We start from the raw sequence: 15,778 nt of genomic DNA, 5'->3' as shown, positions 1-15,778 counted from the left end.
GCATGACAGCAGACCCGCTCTCGGCCGATCCGACAGCCGCGAACCGTCCCTACCGTGAAGTGACCGACGCCGGAGGCCGCGTCTACCGCATCGGCGAGACCGACCGGGACGTCCTCGGCCACTCCCGCAAGCTCATGGTGTACCTCCCCTGGATCGCCATGATGGCCATCAGCGTCTTCGAATACGCGTACGGCTCCGCGGAGGACACGCTGTCCCACGCGCACGGCTGGACGCAGTCCAACACCTTCTGGATCCTCAGCGTCTGGGTGTTCTTCCAGGCCGGCATCGCCTTCCCGGCGGGCTGGCTGCGCGAGAAGGGCATCCTGACGGCCCGCAAGGCCATGTACACCGGCTCCGGGATGTGCCTGGTCGGATTCCTCGCCCTGTCGCATCTGAGCAATGTGTGGCTGGCGATCCTGGGCTTCGGTGTCATCGGGGGGCTCGGTGCCGGCCTGGTCTACGCGACCTGCATCAACATGGTCGGCAAGTGGTTCCCCGAGCGCCGCGGCGCCCGCACCGGCTTCGTCAACGGCGGCTTCGCCTACGGGTCGCTGCCGTTCATCTTCATCTTCAACTACGCCTTCGACACCGGGAACTACCACCGCGTCCTGGACCTGATCGGCTGCTACATCATGATCGTGGTGTTCGGGTGTGCGTTCTTCTTCAAGGACCCGCCGAAGAACTGGTGGCCCGCGGACATCGACCCACTGACCTTCTCCGGGTCCCGGAAGAGCGCGGACAGCCTCGCCAAGAACCCGCCCGCGACGAAGCAGTACACGCCCAAGGAGGCCATCAGGACGGGCATGCTGCCGCTGATGTGGATCTCCATCGTGATGACCGCCGGTGTGTCGATCTTCGGGATCTCCTTCCAGGTCGACTACGCCAAGGACGTCGGCTTCGGGCCCCTGGTGGCGGCGTCCTCCATGGGTGTCATGGCGGTCATCAACGGCATCGGACGCGGTGTGGTGGGCTGGCTGTCCGACAAGTGGGGCCGCAAGCCGACCCTGGTGTTCGTCATCGTCGTCCTGGGCCTTGCCCAGTTCGGTGTGATCCTGGCGGGCGAGATGAAGAGCGAGTGGCTCTTCCTGTTCTTCGCCTTCCTCTCCGGCTTCGGCGGCGGCGCGTTCTACCCGATGTTCGCGGCGCTCACGCCGGACTACTTCGGTGAGAACTACAACGCCACCAACTACGGCCTGGTGTACAGCGGAAAGCTGGTCAGCGGCCTGTTCGGCGGCGGCCTCGGCTCCATGGTGGTCGCGGCCTGGGGCTACGACGGGGCGTACGCGCTGGCCGGCGGCGTCTCGATGGTCGCGGCGGCGATCGCCCTGCTGCTGCGGCAGCCGGGACGCAGCAGCTCGGATGCGCTGACCCCGCAGCCGCAGCCCGCAGGCTGACGGTTGACGGCACGCGCGCGTGAGGTGGCCCTCCCCAGGATCGCGGGGAGGGCCACCTCAGGCTGAACGGTCCCCTTCGGCAGACAGCGGGTCAGTCCGCGGAGACTGCGGGGCTCAGAGCGCGCGCCTGGTGCATTGAGCCGATGTCCTCTGCTGTCGCGGCGAAGAGCTCGGCCGCGTGGGCAGCGAGCATGCGCTGTTCGCCGGCCTCTGCCAATGGATCATTCCCCAGCGCCTCGACCTGGCGGGCGAACTCCGTTCGGGCCGACAGGCCTTGCGGGGTCAGTGCCGTGCCCTGGGCAGGGTTGTGTACCAGAGCGAGCCTGCCCTGGTGATCCGACGTCCGCTGATGCGGTCGCGGCAGCTTCGACGTGGGCAGTACCACCGAGCGGCGCTGGAACACCGTCGCCAGGTTCAGGTAGCGGGGCCCGTCGGGGATTCCCCGCTCGAACAGCCGCAGCAGACTGCCGGTGAAGCCCGTATGACGGTCCGTCATGTCCGGGTCGGTGACCTTCACCTTGAACGGGATCGCGCCACCGAAGCCGAACAGCCGCCCGTCCTGCGCACGTTCGAGCGTCACCTTGTGCGCGGTGTTGCCCACGACAATCTGCTCGCTCGCGCTGCCGGTGCGGCCGGTCGGGTCCTGGGCGGTGAGGGAGCCTGAGGGGAGTTCGCAGGTCGTGCCGTCATGCGTCTCACGAGCCCCTCCCCGCCGAACCCGGGAAGAAACCGTGCACGAGTTACCGCCGACTTTCTCCACTGACAGGACAAAGGAAAGTCGCGCGCCGCAGCCATGTCAGGCTCATACGATCTGGTCAACGCGTTCCAGGGGGAACGCGCGATCGATCCAGGGGGAGTCATGAACAGCGCAGTGGAGCAGGAGCCGGGTCGAAGAGTCACGACTCTCGAACTCTTCTTCGACCTCGTCTTCGTCTTCACCCTCACCCAGCTCACCGTGCTGCTCGCCGGCGATCTCACCTTCGCCACGGCGGGCCGGGTCGCGCTGGTCTTCGTGGTGCTGTTCTGGATGTACGGCGCCTACGCGTACCTCACCAACCAGGTCCCGCCGGACCGCCCCTCCCGCCGGCTGCTGCTCATCCTGGGCATGGGCGCGTTCCTGGTGTGCGCCCTCGCCATCCCGCGCGTCTTCGACGACACCGGCGTGGTGTTCGGGCTCGGCTTCCTCACGGTCGTGGTCGTGCACACCGCGCTCTACACGCGCAGCCACGGGCGGGACTCGATCTGGTACGGCGTCCCGAACTCGCTGGCCGCCCTCGCCGTGACCGCGGCCGGTTTCTTCGACGGTCTCGCGGCGGACGGCCTGTGGCTGCTCGTCCTCGTCCTGCAGTTCGTGACGCCGTTCTTCGCCGAGCACGGGCCGGGCAGGGCCGACGGACGGCGGTCGGCCGCCGCGTTGCGCGTCCAGCTGGGCAGCCTGGACCCGGCGCACTTCGTGGAGCGCCACGGCCTGCTGCTGATCGTCGCGTTCGGCGAGTCCGTCATCGCGATCGGCACCGGAATCGGCCGACTGCCGCTCACTCCCGGCCTGGTCGGTGGCGCGTTCCTCTCGCTGGCCCTCGCGGTCGCGCTGTGGTGGACGTACTTCGTGCGGGACGAGGAGGCTGCCGAGGCGGCGTTCCGGGCCGCACCGGCGCCGAGCCGGTGGCGGCTGGCGATGAACGCGTATTACTACTGCTTCCTGCCGATGCTGCTCGGCATCGCCTACCTGGCCGCGGGCGTGAAGAAGACGCTCGGCCATCTCACGGAACACCTGCACACGGGCCCGGCGCTGGCTCTCGCGGGTGGTGTGGCGCTCTTCCTCGCCGGGGACGTGGCCTTCCGCGCGGTCCTGCGCATGCACCCCTTGCGCTTCCGCGCCACGGCCGCACCCGTCGCCCTGGCGGCCGCGCTCCTCGGCGTCCGCGTCTCGGCGGTGGCCGAACTCTTCGCCCTGGTCGCGGTGTTGGTGGCCATGCTGGCGGTCGAGGCGCGGGAAGCCCGGCGCCCGGAGACCGCCATCCTGGCCTGACCGGCGTACTTCCGCCCGCCTCGCCCTGGTCGAGCTCCTCGCGGAGAACGCACCCGCTGCTCGTGCCCTACGCCGACCTGCCCGAGTCCGAGAAGGAGCGCCCGGCGGTCACTTCGTCCGGTCGTGGTACGAGCGCCGGGTGTGCTCGGTGTGCTCCCGCATCAGCCGGGTGGCCCGCTGCTCGTCACGGTCCAGGATCGCTGCGATCAGCTCGCGGTGCTCGACCCAGGACTGCCGGCCGCGCTGCCGGGCGACCGGCGTGTAGTACCAGCGCACCCGGCGGTCGACCTGCGCGGCGAGTTCGGCGAGAACCGCGTTGCCCGCCAGCTCCATGATCTTCGCGTGGAAGCGCGCGTTCATCGTCACGGCGCCGTCCACGTCGTCCGCGGCGACGGCCTTCTCGCCCTCCGCGCACAGCTCCTCCAGGACCGAGATGCCGGCGCTGCCCGCGTTGGCGGCGGCGAGCCGGGCCGCCTCGGCCTCCAGCAGCGTGCGGACGGTGAGGAGCTGGTCGGCCTCCTCCTCCGTGGGTTCGTGCACGAACGCGCCCTGGGCGGGCCGCAGATCGACCCAGCCCTCGGTGTTCAGCCGCTGCAGCGCCTCCCGTACGGGCTGCCGGGACACCCCGAGGTGGCCTGCGAGTTCGCTCTCGACGAGGTGCTGGCCGGGCTGCAGGGCGCGTGTGGTGATCAGTTCGAGGAGCGCCTCGTAGACGCGGTCGCGCAGTGGGCCGGGCCGTTCCAGCTTGGGTACCGCGCCCTGCGGCAGTCCTGTCGACAACATCGGTCGGTCCCCCTCCTGAGCAGCGCGGAGCAACTGCAACCGGAAAGCCAGTATGGATTGTCTTTCGTCTACAGTCTACGGCGCACAGTGGCCAGGGGTACGGCGGGTCGAGTGCGTCACATCGGGGCCGTACGCGCAGGTCACGGGCAGCGGACGACCTGTCCGGCGTACGACAGGTTTCCGCCGAAGCCAAACAGCAGCACCGGGTCCCCGGTCGAAATGGCGCCCTGCTCGACCAGCTTGGAGAAGGCGAGCGGGATGCTCGCCGCCGAGGTGTTCCCGGACTCGGCGACGTCCCGCGCGACGACGGCGTTGACGGCGCCGATCTTCTCGGCGAGGGGCTCGATGATCCGCAGGTTCGCCTGGTGCAGGACGACTGCGGCGAGGTCCTCGGGGGCGAGTCCGGCGCGCTCGCAGGCCTTGCGGGCGATGGGCGGCAGCTGGGTGGTGGCCCAGCGGTACACGCTCTGCCCCTCCTGCGCGAACCGCGCGGGGGTGCCCTCGATGCGTACGGCGTGTCCCATTTCGGGCACGGAGCCCCACAGCACGGGTCCGATGCCGGGCCCGTCGGCGGCTTCCACGACGGCGGCCCCCGCGCCGTCGCCCACGAGGACGCAGGTGGTGCGGTCGCTCCAGTCGGTCACGTCGGACATCTTGTCGGCACCGATGACCAGCGCACGCGTCGAGGCACCCGCCCGCACCGCGTGGTCGGCGGTGGCGAGGGCGTGGGTGAACCCGGCGCACACGACGTTGACGTCCATCGCGGCGGGCGAGGGGATGCCGAGCCGGGCGGCGACCCGGGCGGCCATGTTGGGCGAGCGGTCCACGGCGGTGGAGGTGGCGACCAGGACCAGGTCGATCTCGCCGGGCGCGAGGCCGGCGGCCGCGAGCGCCTTGGCCGCGGCATGGGCGGCCAGCTCGTCGACCGGCTCGTCGGGCCCGGCGATGTGGCGTGTGCGGATGCCCACCCGGGACGTGATCCACTCGTCACTGGTGTCGACCAGACCCGCCAGGTCCTCGTTGGTGAGCACCTTGGCGGGCTGGTAGTGGCCGACGGCGGCGATGCGCGAGCCGTTCATTGGGCGGTCCCCCTCGTTGCCTTGGGTAGCGGGATCCACCAGTCTGATCAGTGACTCACGGGTACGACGTCAGCCAAGACGACAGGATTCGGGCGCCGGGGTTGTCGGCTTCTGTCAGGCCTTCGGACGCCCGAACACCTACCGAACAGTCACCCGGTGAACAGCTTCGTCGCCTTCTGCACGAGCTCGTACACCCCGTAGGCGAGCGGTGCCCCCACCCACAGCCAGGCGAAGGCGATCAGCGGGCGCCGGTCAGGCGGACTCTGGCTGCTGTCGTTCGACATCGACGGTCTCCTCCCTCGGGGCGGGGATGTGGTGGCGGGCGTTGACGGGCCGGACGAGTTCGTTGGCCACGAAGCCGACGACGAGCAGCCCGATCATGATGATGAAGGAGAGGCTGTAGAGGGACGCGCCGCTCTTGCCGTCGGCCTTCTGGTGGTCGGCGATCCAGTTCACGATCAGCGGTCCGAGGACGCCGGCCGTGGACCAGGCGGTGAGCAGCCGCCCGTGGATGGCACCGACCTGATACGTGCCGAAGAGGTCCTTCAGATAGGCCGGGATGGTCGCGAAGCCGCCGCCGTAGAAGGACAGGATCACCATCGCACACAGGATGAACAGCGGCTTGGAGGAGTCGCCGAACAGGGCGATCAGCGCGTACATCACCGCTCCGAAGCCCAGATAGACGCGGTAGATGTTCTTGCGTCCGATCAGGTCGGAAGTGGACGACCAGCCGATGCGGCCCGCCATGTTGGCGGCGGAGAGCAGCGCCACGAAACCGGCCGAGGCCGAGACGGACACCGGGGTCGAGGTGTTCTTGAAGAAGTCCTGGATCATCGGCGCGGCCTTCTCCAGGATGCCGATGCCCGCGGTCACGTTCATGCAGAGCACGACCCACAGACACCAGAACTGCGGGGTGCGGATGGCCGTGCCCGCCGAGACCTGCGGCCCCTGGAAGGCGCTCGGCGCGCCCTCGACCGGCCGCTCGCTGCGCGGCACTCGCACCAGCAGGACACCGAGCGACATGAAGACGGCGTACGACAGCCCGTGCACGAGGAACGCGAGCGCGATCCCTGAGCTGTCGGTGCCGAAGGACTCCAGCATCTGCGTGGACCACGGCGAGGCGATGAGCGCGCCGCCGCCGAAGCCCATGATCGCGATGCCGGTGGCCATTCCGGGCCGGTCCGGGAACCACTTGATCAGTGTGGAGACGGGCGAGATGTAACCGATGCCGAGGCCGATGCCGCCGACGAAGCCGTAGCCGAGGACGATCAGCCAGAACTGCTCGGTGGCCGCGCCCAGCGCGGAGATCAGGAAGCCGGACGAGAAGCAGACCAGGGCGACGGTCATCGCCCAGCGCGGCCCGTTGCGCTCCACCAGCGTGCCGCCGAACGCGGCCGACAGGCCGAGCATGACGATGGCGAGCTGGAAGGGCAGCGCGCTCTGCGTTCCGCTGAGACCGAGCGAGGACTCCAGGGGCGGCTTGAAGACGCTCCAGGCGTAGGCCTGGCCGATGGAGAGATGGACGGAGAGAGCAGCGGGGGGGACCAGCCAGCGGCTCCAGCCGGCCGGTGCGACGGGGGGACTCATGATCCCGAACGTAAGGGAGCAGCAAGGCAGTTGAGAAGGCGGCGCGTCGACCGTATGCGATGAGCGGTATCCAGCGAGCGCCGAACGGTCGGACCGCCCGGTTTTCTCGGCCGTGCGCGGACTCTTGTGGCCCCCGCCTCCATACTGTAGACAATATTCAGTCGACAACGTTCGGCAGAGTTCGACTGTGCGGCCATCTCCTCGGTATCCCTCGACCGAACGGAGCTCCCTCGTCATGAAAGTCGCAGTTCTCGGCGCCGGTGCGATCGGCGCCTACGTCGGTGCCGCGCTCCATCGCGCCGGCGCCGATGTGCATCTCGTCGCCCGTGGACCGCACTTGGCGGCCATGAGGCAGCACGGAGTGCGGGTGCTCAGCCCGCGCGGCGACTTCACCGCGCACGCCCACGCCACCGACGACCCGGCCGAGATCGGCCCGGTCGACTTCGTCTTCCTGGGTCTGAAGGCCCACTCGTACGCGGCGTGCGGGCCGCTGATCGAGCCCCTTCTGCACGACACCACAGCGGTGATCGCCGCCCAGAACGGCATCCCCTGGTGGTACTTCCACCGGCACGGCGGCCCCTACGACGGCCACCGCGTCGAGAGCGTGGACCCGGACGGCGCGGTCAGTGCGGTGCTCGCGCCCGAACGGGCCGTCGGATGTGTCGTCTACGCGGCCACCGAGCTCGAAGGACCGGGTGTCGTACGGCACTTGGAAGGCACCCGGTTCTCCATCGGGGAGCCCGACCGCAGCGTGTCCAAGCGCTGTCTGGCCTTCAGCGAGGCCATGGTCGCAGGTGGCCTGAAGTGCCCGGTCGAGCCGGAGTTGCGGGGCGACATCTGGGTCAAGCTGCTCGGCAACATCTCCTTCAACCCGATCAGCGCGCTGTCCCGCGCCACCATGCGGCAGATGTGTCTGCACGGCGGCACCCGCAAGGTCATCGAGACCATGATGGCCGAGACGCTCGCCGTGGCCGAGGCCCTCGGCTGCGAGGTCGGCGTCTCCATCGAACGCCGCCTCGCCGGCGCCGAGCGCGTCGGCGACCACCGCACCTCCACGCTCCAGGACCTGGAGCGCGGCAAGCCGCTCGAACTCGACGTCCTGCTCGCGGCCGTCGTCGAGCTGGCGGAGATCACCGGCGTGGAGGTGCCCACCCTGCGCACCGTGCACGCCATCTCGGACCTGCTCGCGCTGAGGAGCGCCGCATGAGGAGTGTCGTATGAGCAAACGCGACCGGACCCCGAAGACCTACACCCGGCTCACCCACCCGCTGGTCCGCGACTCCCGTGCCGAGCCGTTCCGGCAGGCGAGCTGGGAGGAGGCCCTGGACCGCTCGGCCCGCGGCCTGGAGCGCAACCGAGGCGCGTTCGGCATGTTCTCCTGCGCCCGCGCGACCAACGAGATGAACTACGTGGCGCAGAAGTTCGCCCGGGTCGTCATGGGCACCAACAACGTCGACTCCTGCAACCGCACGTGTCACGCCCCGAGCGTCGCGGGCCTGTCGGCCGCGTTCGGCTCGGGCGGCGGGACGTCGTCGTACGAGGAGATCGAGCACACCGACGTCATCGTGATGTGGGGCTCCAACGCCCGCTTCGCACACCCGATCTTCTTCCAGCACGTCCTGAAGGGCATCAGGAACGGCGCCCGGATGTACGCCGTCGATCCGCGCCGTACGTCGACCGCCGAGTGGGCGGAGAGCTGGCTCGGCCTCAACGTCGGCACCGACATCCCGATGGCGCACGCGATCGGCCGCGAGATCATCCACGCGGGCCTGGCCAACGCGGCGTTCATCGAGCGGGCGACGACCGGCTTCGAGGAGTACAAGGCGCTCGTCGAGCCGTGGACGCTGTCCCTCGCCGAGAGGGTCACGGGCGTACCGGCGCGTGCGATACGGGAGTTGGCGCACGCCTACGCCCGCGCCGAGCGCGCCCAGCTGTGCTGGACCCTCGGCATCACCGAGCACCACAACGGCACCGACAACGTCCGCGCGCTGATCAACCTCTCCCTGCTGACCGGCCAGGTCGGCCGCTACGGCGCCGGCTTGCAGCCCCTGCGCGGCCAGAACAACGTGCAGGGCGGCGGCGACATGGGCGCGATCCCGAACCGCCTGCCCGGCTTCCAGGACATCCTCGACCCCGGCTCCCGGCTGAAGTTCGAGTCGGCCTGGGACACCGTCATCCAGCCGCACTACGGGCTGAACCTGACGGAGATGTTCGAGGCGATGGAGGAGGGTTCCCTCAAGGCCGTCTACTGCATCGGCGAGAACCCGGCGCAGTCGGAGGCCGACAGCGAGCAGGCCGTGCGCCGGATGCGGCAGCTCGACTTCCTCGTCGTGCAGGACATCTTCCTGACGAAGACGGCCGAACTCGCCGACGTGGTCCTGCCCGCGACCGCCGGCTGGGCGGAGACCGACGGCACGACCACCAACAGCGAGCGGCGGGTGCAGCGGGTGCGCCGGGCGGTCACCCCGCCCGGCGAGGCGCGCGAGGACATCGACATCATCTGCGCACTGGCGGCACGCCTCGGCCACGACTGGAAGTACACGGATGCCGAGGCCGTCTGGAACGAGCTGCGCTCGGTCTCCCCGGACCACTACGGGATGACGTACGCACGCCTGGAGGAGCACCAGGGCATCCAGTGGCCGTGCCCGAGCACCGACGAGCTCGAACCGACGTATCTGCACGGCAGGTTGTGGGAGAAGGACCCGGCCCGGCGCGGGATGCCCGCGCCCTTCGGGATCGTCCAGCACGATCCGCCGGTCGACCTCACCGACGAGGAGTACCCGATCCGGCTGACGACGGGGCGGCGCCTCGACTCCTACAACACCGGTGTGCAGAGCGGGGGCTTCGCCTCGCCGCTCCGGCGCGGCGAGTACATCGAGCTGTGCCCGGAGGACGCCGAGCGCTACGGGGTGGTGGTCGGCGAGGAGGTCCAGGTGTCCTCGCGACGGGGGTCGGTCGTGGCACCCGTATGGGTCGACACGGCGCTGCGGCCCGGGCTCGCCTTCATGACCATGCACTTTCCCGACGAGGTGGACACCAACCAGCTGACGATCGAGGCGAACTGCCCGATCGCGGGGACGGCGGAGTTCAAGGCGTCGGCGATCCGGATCGAGAAGCTCCCCGTCGCGACCGTCGTGAGGTGACCTGGTGGATCTGCACTTCGGCGACAGCAAGCCGACGGACGACGAACGGGCCGCTGTGGACGCCCTGTTGGGCCCCCCGGAGTCCTCCTGGGAGGGCGCGGACCGATCCGACGCCGATCTGAGGTGGGCCCGCGGCGGCCGCGAGGCCCGGGAGAGGCGCGACCTGCTGTTGCCTGGGCTGCACGCGATCAACGACCGGATCGGCTGGATCAGCGAGGGCGCCCTGGACCACCTGTGCCGGCGGCTGACCGTACCGCCTGCGGAGGCGTACGGCGTCGCCACCTTCTACGCCATGTTCTCCGTGAAGCCCCGCCCCGCCACCGTGCTCCACGTGTGCACGGACCTGGCCTGCGCGGCCGCCGGGGCGCCCGAGCTGTGCGCCGGGATCGAGGCGCGGCTGGGCCCGGGCAGCGGGGTGAGCGTCGAGCGCGGCCCCTGCCTCGGACTGTGCGAGCGGGCCCCGGCGGCCCTCGCGATCAAGGCGGGGGACCCGGTGCGTACGGCGGTGTCGGCGCCGGCGACGGTCGAGGCGGCCGTACTCGCCGCGAGCGCGCCGGACTCGGCGCCGGAGGAACCGCCGGCGGCGATGGCGGTGCCACAGGCGGGACAGGACGGGCTGGTCCTGCTGCGGCGGGTCGGCGTGGTGGACCCGGAAAGCCTCGACGACTACCGGGCCCACGGCGGCTACGCCGCCCTGCGCCGGGCCTTCGGGCTCGGTCCCGCCGGGGTCATCCGCGAGGTCACCGACTCCGGCCTGGTCGGGCGTGGCGGCGCCGCCTTCCCCACCGGCCGCAAATGGCAGGCCACGGCGTCGCAGCCCGACCACCCGCACTACCTCGTCTGCAACGCCGACGAGTCCGAGCCGGGCACCTTCAAGGACCGCGTGATCATGGAAGGGGACCCGTACGCGCTGGTCGAGGCGATGACCATCGCCGGGTACGCGACCGGCGCGCACAAGGGGTACGTGTATCTGCGCGGCGAGTACCCGCGGGCCCTGCGCCGACTGGAGCACGCGCTCGCGCAGGCACGCGCGCGTGGCTTCCTCGGCGAGGACGTCCTCGGCCAGGGCTACGCCTTCGACATCGAGATCCGGCGCGGTGCGGGCGCCTACATCTGCGGCGAGGAGACGGCCCTGTTCAACTCCATCGAGGGCTACCGCGGCGAGCCGCGCTCGAAGCCGCCCTTCCCGGTGGAGAAGGGCCTGTTCGGCAAGCCGACGGTCGAGAACAACGTGGAGACGCTGGTCAACGTCCTGCCGATCCTGACCATGGGCGCCCCGGCCTACGCTGCGATCGGCACCGCGAGGTCCACCGGACCGAAGCTGTTCTGCGTCTCGGGCAGCGTGGACCGGCCCGGCATCTACGAGCTGCCGTTCGGGGCGACACTGGGCGATCTGCTCACCCTGGCCGGGGTGCGGGACCGTCTGCGGGCGGTGCTCCTCGGCGGGGCGGCGGGCGGCTTCGTACGGCCGGACGAACGGGACATCCCGCTCACCTTCGAAGGCACCCGCCAGGCGGGCACCACGCTGGGCTCCGGTGTCGTCATGGCCTTCGACGACACGGTCCCGCTGCCTCGGCTGCTGCTGCGCATCGCGGAGTTCTTCCGCGACGAGTCGTGCGGCCAATGCGTGCCCTGCCGGGTCGGGACCGTGCGCCAGGAGGAGGCGCTGCACCGGATCGCCGAGCGCACGGGCGCGGCGGCCGCCGACGACATCGCCCTGCTCAGGGAGGTCGGCCGCGCGATGCGGGACGCCTCGATCTGCGGCCTGGGACAGACCGCGTGGAACGCCGTGGAATCCGCCATCGACCGTCTGGGGGCGTACGAATGACCGCGACACCGCTGGGGATCCCGCGCCGGCTGCTGGAGTTCACCCTCGACGGGGAGCCGGTGCGCGCCCCCGAGGGCTCGACGATCCTCGACGCCTGCCGGGCGGCGGGCAAGGACATCCCGACCCTCTGCCAGGGGGACACGCTGCGGCCCAAGAACGCGTGCCGGGTCTGCATGGTGGAGGTGGAGGGATCCAGGACCCTGGTCCCGGCCTGCTCCCGCAGGGCCGAGCCCGGCATGGAGGTCCGCACCGACACGGAGCGGGCCCGCCACAGCCGCAGGCTCGTCCTCGAACTCCTCGCCTCCTCGGTCGACTTGTCGACGACTCCACAAGTCGCTGAATGGATCAAGGAGTACGAGGCGAAGCCGGACCGCTTCGGCCCCGACGCGGCCCGGCTGGGCGAGGAACCCAAGGTCGACAACGATCTGTACGTACGCGACTACGACAAGTGCATCCTCTGCTACAAGTGCGTGGACGCCTGCGGCGACCAGTGGCAGAACACCTTCGCGATCTCGGTCTCCGGCCGCGGCTTCGACGCCCGGATCGCGGTCGAGCACGACGCCCCGCTCACCGACTCGGCGTGCGTGTACTGCGGCAACTGCATCCAGGTGTGCCCGACGGGGGCACTGTCGTTCAAGTCGGAGTTCGACATGCGCGCGGCGGGTACCTGGAACGAATCGGCGCAGACGGAGACGACGACGGTGTGCGCGTACTGCGGAGTGGGCTGCAACCTCACTCTCCACGTGCAGGACAATGAAATCGTGAAGGTCACCTCACCGCACGACAACCCGGTGACCCACGGCAACCTCTGCATCAAGGGCCGCTTCGGCTACCAGCACGTACAGAACCGGGACTGAGACACGACATGGGACGAGTCACGGAACGACGCAAGGTGATCCGCATCCGCGACGGGGCGGTCTCGTCCCGCCCGGACACGCTCGTCGCCGAGGAACCGCTGGAGATCAGGCTGAACGGCAAGCCGCTCGCGATCACCATGCGCACCCCGGGCGACGACTTCGCGCTGGCGGCGGGCTTCCTGGTCAGCGAGGGTGTGCTCGCCGAGCAGGACGATCTGCAGAACATCGTGTACTGCGCGGGGGCCACGGTCGACGGTTCGAACACGTACAACGTGGTGGACGTGCGGACCGCGCCCTCAGTCGCGATCCCCGACATCACACTCGAGCGGAACGTGTACACCACCTCGTCCTGCGGACTGTGCGGCAAGGCGAGCCTCGACGCGGTCCGTACGACGGCCCGCTGGCCGATCGCCGACACTCCCCCGGTCCGCGTCGGACCCGAGCTGCTCGCGAGCCTCCCCGACCGGCTGCGCGCGGCCCAGCGGGTCTTCGACCGGACCGGGGGGCTGCACGCGGCGGCCCTGTTCACGGAGGCCGGCGAGCTGCTGGACATACGGGAGGACGTGGGCCGGCACAACGCGGTCGACAAGCTGGTGGGCCGCGCCCTGCAAAGCGGCGACCTGCCGCTGTCCCGCACGATCCTGCTGGTCTCGGGCCGGGCCTCCTTCGAGCTGGCGCAGAAGGCGGTCATGGCGGGGATCCCGGTCCTGGCGGCGGTCTCGGCGCCCTCGTCCCTCGCCGTCGACCTGGCGGCGGAGACGGGCCTGACCCTCGTGGGCTTTCTGCGGGGCAGCTCCATGAACGTGTACGCGGGCGAGGACCGCATCGCTCTGCGGACCGCGGCCGCCCAGGGGTGACCGGCTCTCCGCGACACGGCGGCGGGGCCCCGGCCGGCGGGGAGCGCCCCCTGCGCCGCAGGGGCCCCGCCTCAGCTGCTCCCGCCGCCCTGCGGGATCAGCCCGCCACGAACCGCACCTCGGCCACCGTCACCACGGTCCCCAGCCGCGGGAAGTCCAACCGCACCGACGCCTCGTGCTCGGCGGCCGTGAGCGCGGCCATGGCGTCCTCGACGAAGACCAGGTCGTAGCCGAGGTCTCCGGCGGCGCGGGCGGTGGACTCGACACCGAGGTTGGTGGCGATCCCGCCGAAGACGAGCGTGTTGACTCCCCGGTCACGCAGCAGGTCGTCCAGTCCCGTGCCCTGGAAGCCGCCGATCGTCCGCTTCACGACCTCCAGGTCGCCGTCCCGGGCCAGCCCCGCCACCAGGCCGCTGCCGGGCGGTTGTTCGGCGACGCCGGGGCGTTCGACCCGGACGAGGACGACGGTCGCGCCCGCCGAGCGGAACGCGGTCGCCAACTCCTGGGCGGCGGACAGGACTTCGGTGCCCTTGCGGGGCTCCAGGGGCAGCGCGACGATCCGGTCCATCAGATCGACGAGGACAAGAGCGCTGCGCGCGGGATCGAGAGCGAGGGATACGGCCATGACGGAACGTTATCCGCCGTCAGCTCTCCGTACCGGAAATCCGGATCAACAGACCCAGGAACTGGTCGCGTTCGGCCGCGGAGAGCGGCGCGAGCAGCTCGTCGTTGGCCGTCCGCGCCGCCCGCTCGCAGCGCCTGAGCAGCCGCGCGCCGTCCCCGGTGAGTGACACCGCGTTCTTGCGCTTGTCCTTGGGGTCCGGTTCGCGTACGACGAGACCCGCGGACTGCAGGTCGTTGAGAACGCCGACCAGGTCCTTCGGATCGAGCTGCACGCTGCGCCCGAGGTCGGCCTGCGCTACGGGCCCGAGGTCGCGTACGGCGGAGAGCACCACGTGGTGCCACATCTTCAGGCCCTCCGCGGCCAGCGCCTCGGCCACCAGCGCACGGCCGCGCGCGGCGGCACGGCCGAGCAGCCAGCTGGGGAGGGAGCGGATCGCGGCGAGGGGAGCTTCGGGCATGCGGACAGCCTAGCGAAAAGTCATTGGACTTCCCAATGAAGTTCGGCTTATCGTTGGGACTCCCAACGAATTCGTCGGAAGTCCCGACGCCCCCTGGAGGTGTGATGCGCCGCGTCCGCTACGAGTCCACCGGCGGCCCGTTGTTCCTGGAGGAAGCCCCGGTCCCCGAGCCCGGCCCGGGGGAACTCCTCGTCCGTTGCGAGGCCGTGGGCGTCACGCTGCCCGTCGTCCGCAAGGTCACCGAGGCCGCCGAGCCGATCCCGCTGGGCGGTGAGATCGCGGGCGAGGTGGTGGCCGTCGGCGACGGAGTCACCCGGTTCCGAGTCGGTGAGCGCGTGACGGGGCTGTGCTTCGGGCACGGTTACGCCGATTTCGCGCTCCTGCACGAGGCCATGGCCTCCCCCATACCGGACGGCGCGTCCGCCGTCGACGCGGTCGCTCTCGTCCGCAGCGGCCTCGTCGCTCTCGGCGCCTTGGAGGCCGCCCGCCCCGAACCGGGCGAGACGGCACTGGTCACGGCTGCCGCGAGCGGAGTCGGCCAGCTGGCCGTGCAGTTGGCGAAGGTGCGGGGCGCGGCCCGGGTGGTGGGGGCCGTCTCCGATGTGGGGAAGGCGGACTTCGTGCGCTCCCTCGGTGCGGACGACGTCGTCGCGTACGGCGACGACAGCTGGGGAGATCCCGTCGACTACGCCTTGGACGCCGTCGGCGGCGAGCTGCTCACCCCGGCCGTCGCGGCGCTCGCTCCGGGCGGGCGGCTGGTGGCCTACAGCTCGGGCGGCGGAACCATCCAGGCGTACGACCTGCTCGTCGGCGCCAAGTCCGTGATCGGCTTCCAGATGGCGCGGATCGCCCGCGGGCAGCCGGAGCTGTACGAGCGCCGGCGGCAGGAGCTGTGGCAACTGTTCGGGGCGGGCGCACTGAAGCCGGCCGTACATGGGGAGTTCGCGCTGGAGGACGCGGCGAAGGCGCATGCGGTGATCGAGTCGCGGAGCAATCTGGGCAAGGTGGTGCTGCGCCCCTGAGGTCCGCGGTGGCGCGCCACCGCGGTGCCTGACGAGTAGCTGCACGGTCCTTGTGAGGCTCCGGAGACCCCAACTAGCCTCTGTGGTGCGGACATTGGACGTGGGATGTCCAGATGT

Annotated in this window: 15 protein-coding genes; 8 read left to right on the top strand and 7 right to left on the bottom strand. The window is 70.5% G+C overall.

Annotated elements, in window-relative coordinates; translation table 11 throughout:
- Positions 1-2 precede the first annotated feature (2 nt).
- On the top strand, positions 3-1,394 hold the full coding sequence (locus tag ACWC1K_RS13455) for an OFA family MFS transporter (protein ID WP_450831032.1): 1,392 nt from the start codon (positions 3-5) through the stop codon (positions 1,392-1,394).
- A 91-nt stretch (positions 1,395-1,485) separates the two neighbouring features.
- Here the strand turns inward: ACWC1K_RS13455 and ACWC1K_RS13450 are convergent, their stop codons facing one another.
- On the bottom strand, positions 1,486-1,995 hold the full coding sequence (locus ACWC1K_RS13450; protein ID WP_450831031.1) for a hypothetical protein: 510 nt from the start codon (positions 1,993-1,995) through the stop codon (positions 1,486-1,488).
- Between the two features lie 258 nt (positions 1,996-2,253).
- Between ACWC1K_RS13450 and ACWC1K_RS13445 the strand changes: the two genes are divergently transcribed.
- Positions 2,254-3,423, top strand: coding sequence for a low temperature requirement protein A (locus tag ACWC1K_RS13445; RefSeq protein WP_450831029.1), 1,170 nt, complete (start codon positions 2,254-2,256; stop codon positions 3,421-3,423).
- A 108-nt stretch (positions 3,424-3,531) separates the two neighbouring features.
- Here the strand turns inward: ACWC1K_RS13445 and ACWC1K_RS13440 are convergent, their stop codons facing one another.
- The 4 genes from ACWC1K_RS13440 to ACWC1K_RS13425 all read right to left on the bottom strand — a co-directional run bounded on the left by ACWC1K_RS13440 (position 3,532) and on the right by ACWC1K_RS13425 (position 6,872).
- Positions 3,532-4,206: a GntR family transcriptional regulator gene (locus ACWC1K_RS13440; RefSeq protein ID WP_450831027.1), complete on the bottom strand. Its 675-nt coding sequence runs from the start codon at positions 4,204-4,206 to the stop codon at positions 3,532-3,534.
- Positions 4,207-4,346: 140 nt separating this feature from the next.
- A complete protein-coding gene (locus tag ACWC1K_RS13435) occupies positions 4,347-5,285 on the bottom strand; it encodes a beta-ketoacyl-ACP synthase III (RefSeq protein WP_450831026.1) in 939 nt (312 codons plus the stop codon).
- Positions 5,286-5,434: 149 nt separating this feature from the next.
- Positions 5,435-5,569, bottom strand: coding sequence for an MFS transporter small subunit (locus ACWC1K_RS13430; protein ID WP_266962832.1), 135 nt, complete (start codon positions 5,567-5,569; stop codon positions 5,435-5,437).
- Positions 5,538-6,872 (bottom strand): OFA family MFS transporter, encoded by a 1,335-nt coding sequence (locus ACWC1K_RS13425; protein WP_450831024.1) that lies wholly within the window; start codon positions 6,870-6,872, stop codon positions 5,538-5,540. The genes ACWC1K_RS13430 and ACWC1K_RS13425 overlap by 32 nt, the downstream gene beginning before the upstream one ends.
- 235 nt (positions 6,873-7,107) lie before the next feature.
- Here ACWC1K_RS13425 and ACWC1K_RS13420 point away from each other — a divergent pair, with 235 nt between their 5' ends.
- Genes ACWC1K_RS13420 through fdhD form a run of 5 tightly spaced genes read left to right on the top strand, consistent with a single transcriptional unit; the run spans position 7,108 to position 13,557 of the window.
- On the top strand, positions 7,108-8,079 hold the full coding sequence (locus ACWC1K_RS13420; RefSeq protein ID WP_450831022.1) for a 2-dehydropantoate 2-reductase: 972 nt from the start codon (positions 7,108-7,110) through the stop codon (positions 8,077-8,079).
- Positions 8,080-8,089: 10 nt separating this feature from the next.
- Positions 8,090-10,015 (top strand): molybdopterin oxidoreductase family protein, encoded by a 1,926-nt coding sequence (locus ACWC1K_RS13415; protein ID WP_450831021.1) that lies wholly within the window; start codon positions 8,090-8,092, stop codon positions 10,013-10,015.
- Between the two features lie 4 nt (positions 10,016-10,019).
- A complete protein-coding gene (locus tag ACWC1K_RS13410; protein WP_450831019.1) occupies positions 10,020-11,843 on the top strand; it encodes an NADH-ubiquinone oxidoreductase-F iron-sulfur binding region domain-containing protein in 1,824 nt (607 codons plus the stop codon).
- Positions 11,840-12,700, top strand: coding sequence for a 2Fe-2S iron-sulfur cluster-binding protein (locus ACWC1K_RS13405; protein WP_450831017.1), 861 nt, complete (start codon positions 11,840-11,842; stop codon positions 12,698-12,700). Before ACWC1K_RS13410 ends, ACWC1K_RS13405 begins: the two co-directional genes overlap by 4 nt.
- A gap of 8 nt (positions 12,701-12,708) precedes the next feature.
- A complete protein-coding gene (gene fdhD / locus ACWC1K_RS13400) occupies positions 12,709-13,557 on the top strand; it encodes a formate dehydrogenase accessory sulfurtransferase FdhD (RefSeq protein ID WP_450831016.1) in 849 nt (282 codons plus the stop codon).
- Positions 13,558-13,654: 97 nt separating this feature from the next.
- Here the strand turns inward: fdhD and ACWC1K_RS13395 are convergent, their stop codons facing one another.
- Together ACWC1K_RS13395 and ACWC1K_RS13390 are read right to left on the bottom strand one after the other, a co-directional pair.
- Positions 13,655-14,182, bottom strand: coding sequence for an isochorismatase family protein (locus ACWC1K_RS13395; protein ID WP_450831014.1), 528 nt, complete (start codon positions 14,180-14,182; stop codon positions 13,655-13,657).
- A gap of 19 nt (positions 14,183-14,201) precedes the next feature.
- Positions 14,202-14,639, bottom strand: a complete 438-nt coding sequence (locus tag ACWC1K_RS13390; RefSeq protein WP_450831012.1) for a MarR family winged helix-turn-helix transcriptional regulator — start codon at positions 14,637-14,639, stop codon at positions 14,202-14,204.
- Positions 14,640-14,743: 104 nt separating this feature from the next.
- On the opposite strand from ACWC1K_RS13390, the gene ACWC1K_RS13385 reads away from it, so the two are divergent.
- Complete coding sequence (locus ACWC1K_RS13385) at positions 14,744-15,661, top strand: quinone oxidoreductase family protein (protein WP_450831010.1); 918 nt, start codon at positions 14,744-14,746, stop codon at positions 15,659-15,661.
- The last annotated feature ends 117 nt before the right edge of the window (positions 15,662-15,778 follow it).

This window comes from Streptomyces sp. NPDC001492, from assembly GCF_053597275.1.
Note: the sequence above shows the minus strand (reverse complement) of the source record. Positions and strands in the feature narration are given on the sequence as shown.

Excerpts from the sequence above, each read along its gene's own strand:
- ACWC1K_RS13435 (WP_450831026.1), bottom strand. The coding sequence starts at position 5,285 with ATGAACGGCTCGCGCATCGCCGCCGTCGGCCACTACCAGCCCGCCAAG.
- ACWC1K_RS13455 (WP_450831032.1), top strand. The coding sequence starts at position 3 with ATGACAGCAGACCCGCTCTCGGCCGATCCGACAGCCGCGAACCGTCCC.
- ACWC1K_RS13390 (WP_450831012.1), bottom strand. The coding sequence starts at position 14,639 with ATGCCCGAAGCTCCCCTCGCCGCGATCCGCTCCCTCCCCAGCTGGCTG.
- ACWC1K_RS13405 (WP_450831017.1), top strand. The coding sequence starts at position 11,840 with ATGACCGCGACACCGCTGGGGATCCCGCGCCGGCTGCTGGAGTTCACC.
- fdhD (WP_450831016.1), top strand. The coding sequence starts at position 12,709 with ATGGGACGAGTCACGGAACGACGCAAGGTGATCCGCATCCGCGACGGG.
- ACWC1K_RS13420 (WP_450831022.1), top strand. The coding sequence starts at position 7,108 with ATGAAAGTCGCAGTTCTCGGCGCCGGTGCGATCGGCGCCTACGTCGGT.
- ACWC1K_RS13395 (WP_450831014.1), bottom strand. The coding sequence starts at position 14,182 with ATGGCCGTATCCCTCGCTCTCGATCCCGCGCGCAGCGCTCTTGTCCTC.
- ACWC1K_RS13445 (WP_450831029.1), top strand. The coding sequence starts at position 2,254 with ATGAACAGCGCAGTGGAGCAGGAGCCGGGTCGAAGAGTCACGACTCTC.
- ACWC1K_RS13425 (WP_450831024.1), bottom strand. The coding sequence starts at position 6,872 with ATGAGTCCCCCCGTCGCACCGGCCGGCTGGAGCCGCTGGCTGGTCCCC.
- ACWC1K_RS13415 (WP_450831021.1), top strand. The coding sequence starts at position 8,090 with ATGAGCAAACGCGACCGGACCCCGAAGACCTACACCCGGCTCACCCAC.
- ACWC1K_RS13430 (WP_266962832.1), bottom strand. The coding sequence starts at position 5,569 with ATGTCGAACGACAGCAGCCAGAGTCCGCCTGACCGGCGCCCGCTGATC.
- ACWC1K_RS13385 (WP_450831010.1), top strand. The coding sequence starts at position 14,744 with ATGCGCCGCGTCCGCTACGAGTCCACCGGCGGCCCGTTGTTCCTGGAG.
- ACWC1K_RS13440 (WP_450831027.1), bottom strand. The coding sequence starts at position 4,206 with ATGTTGTCGACAGGACTGCCGCAGGGCGCGGTACCCAAGCTGGAACGG.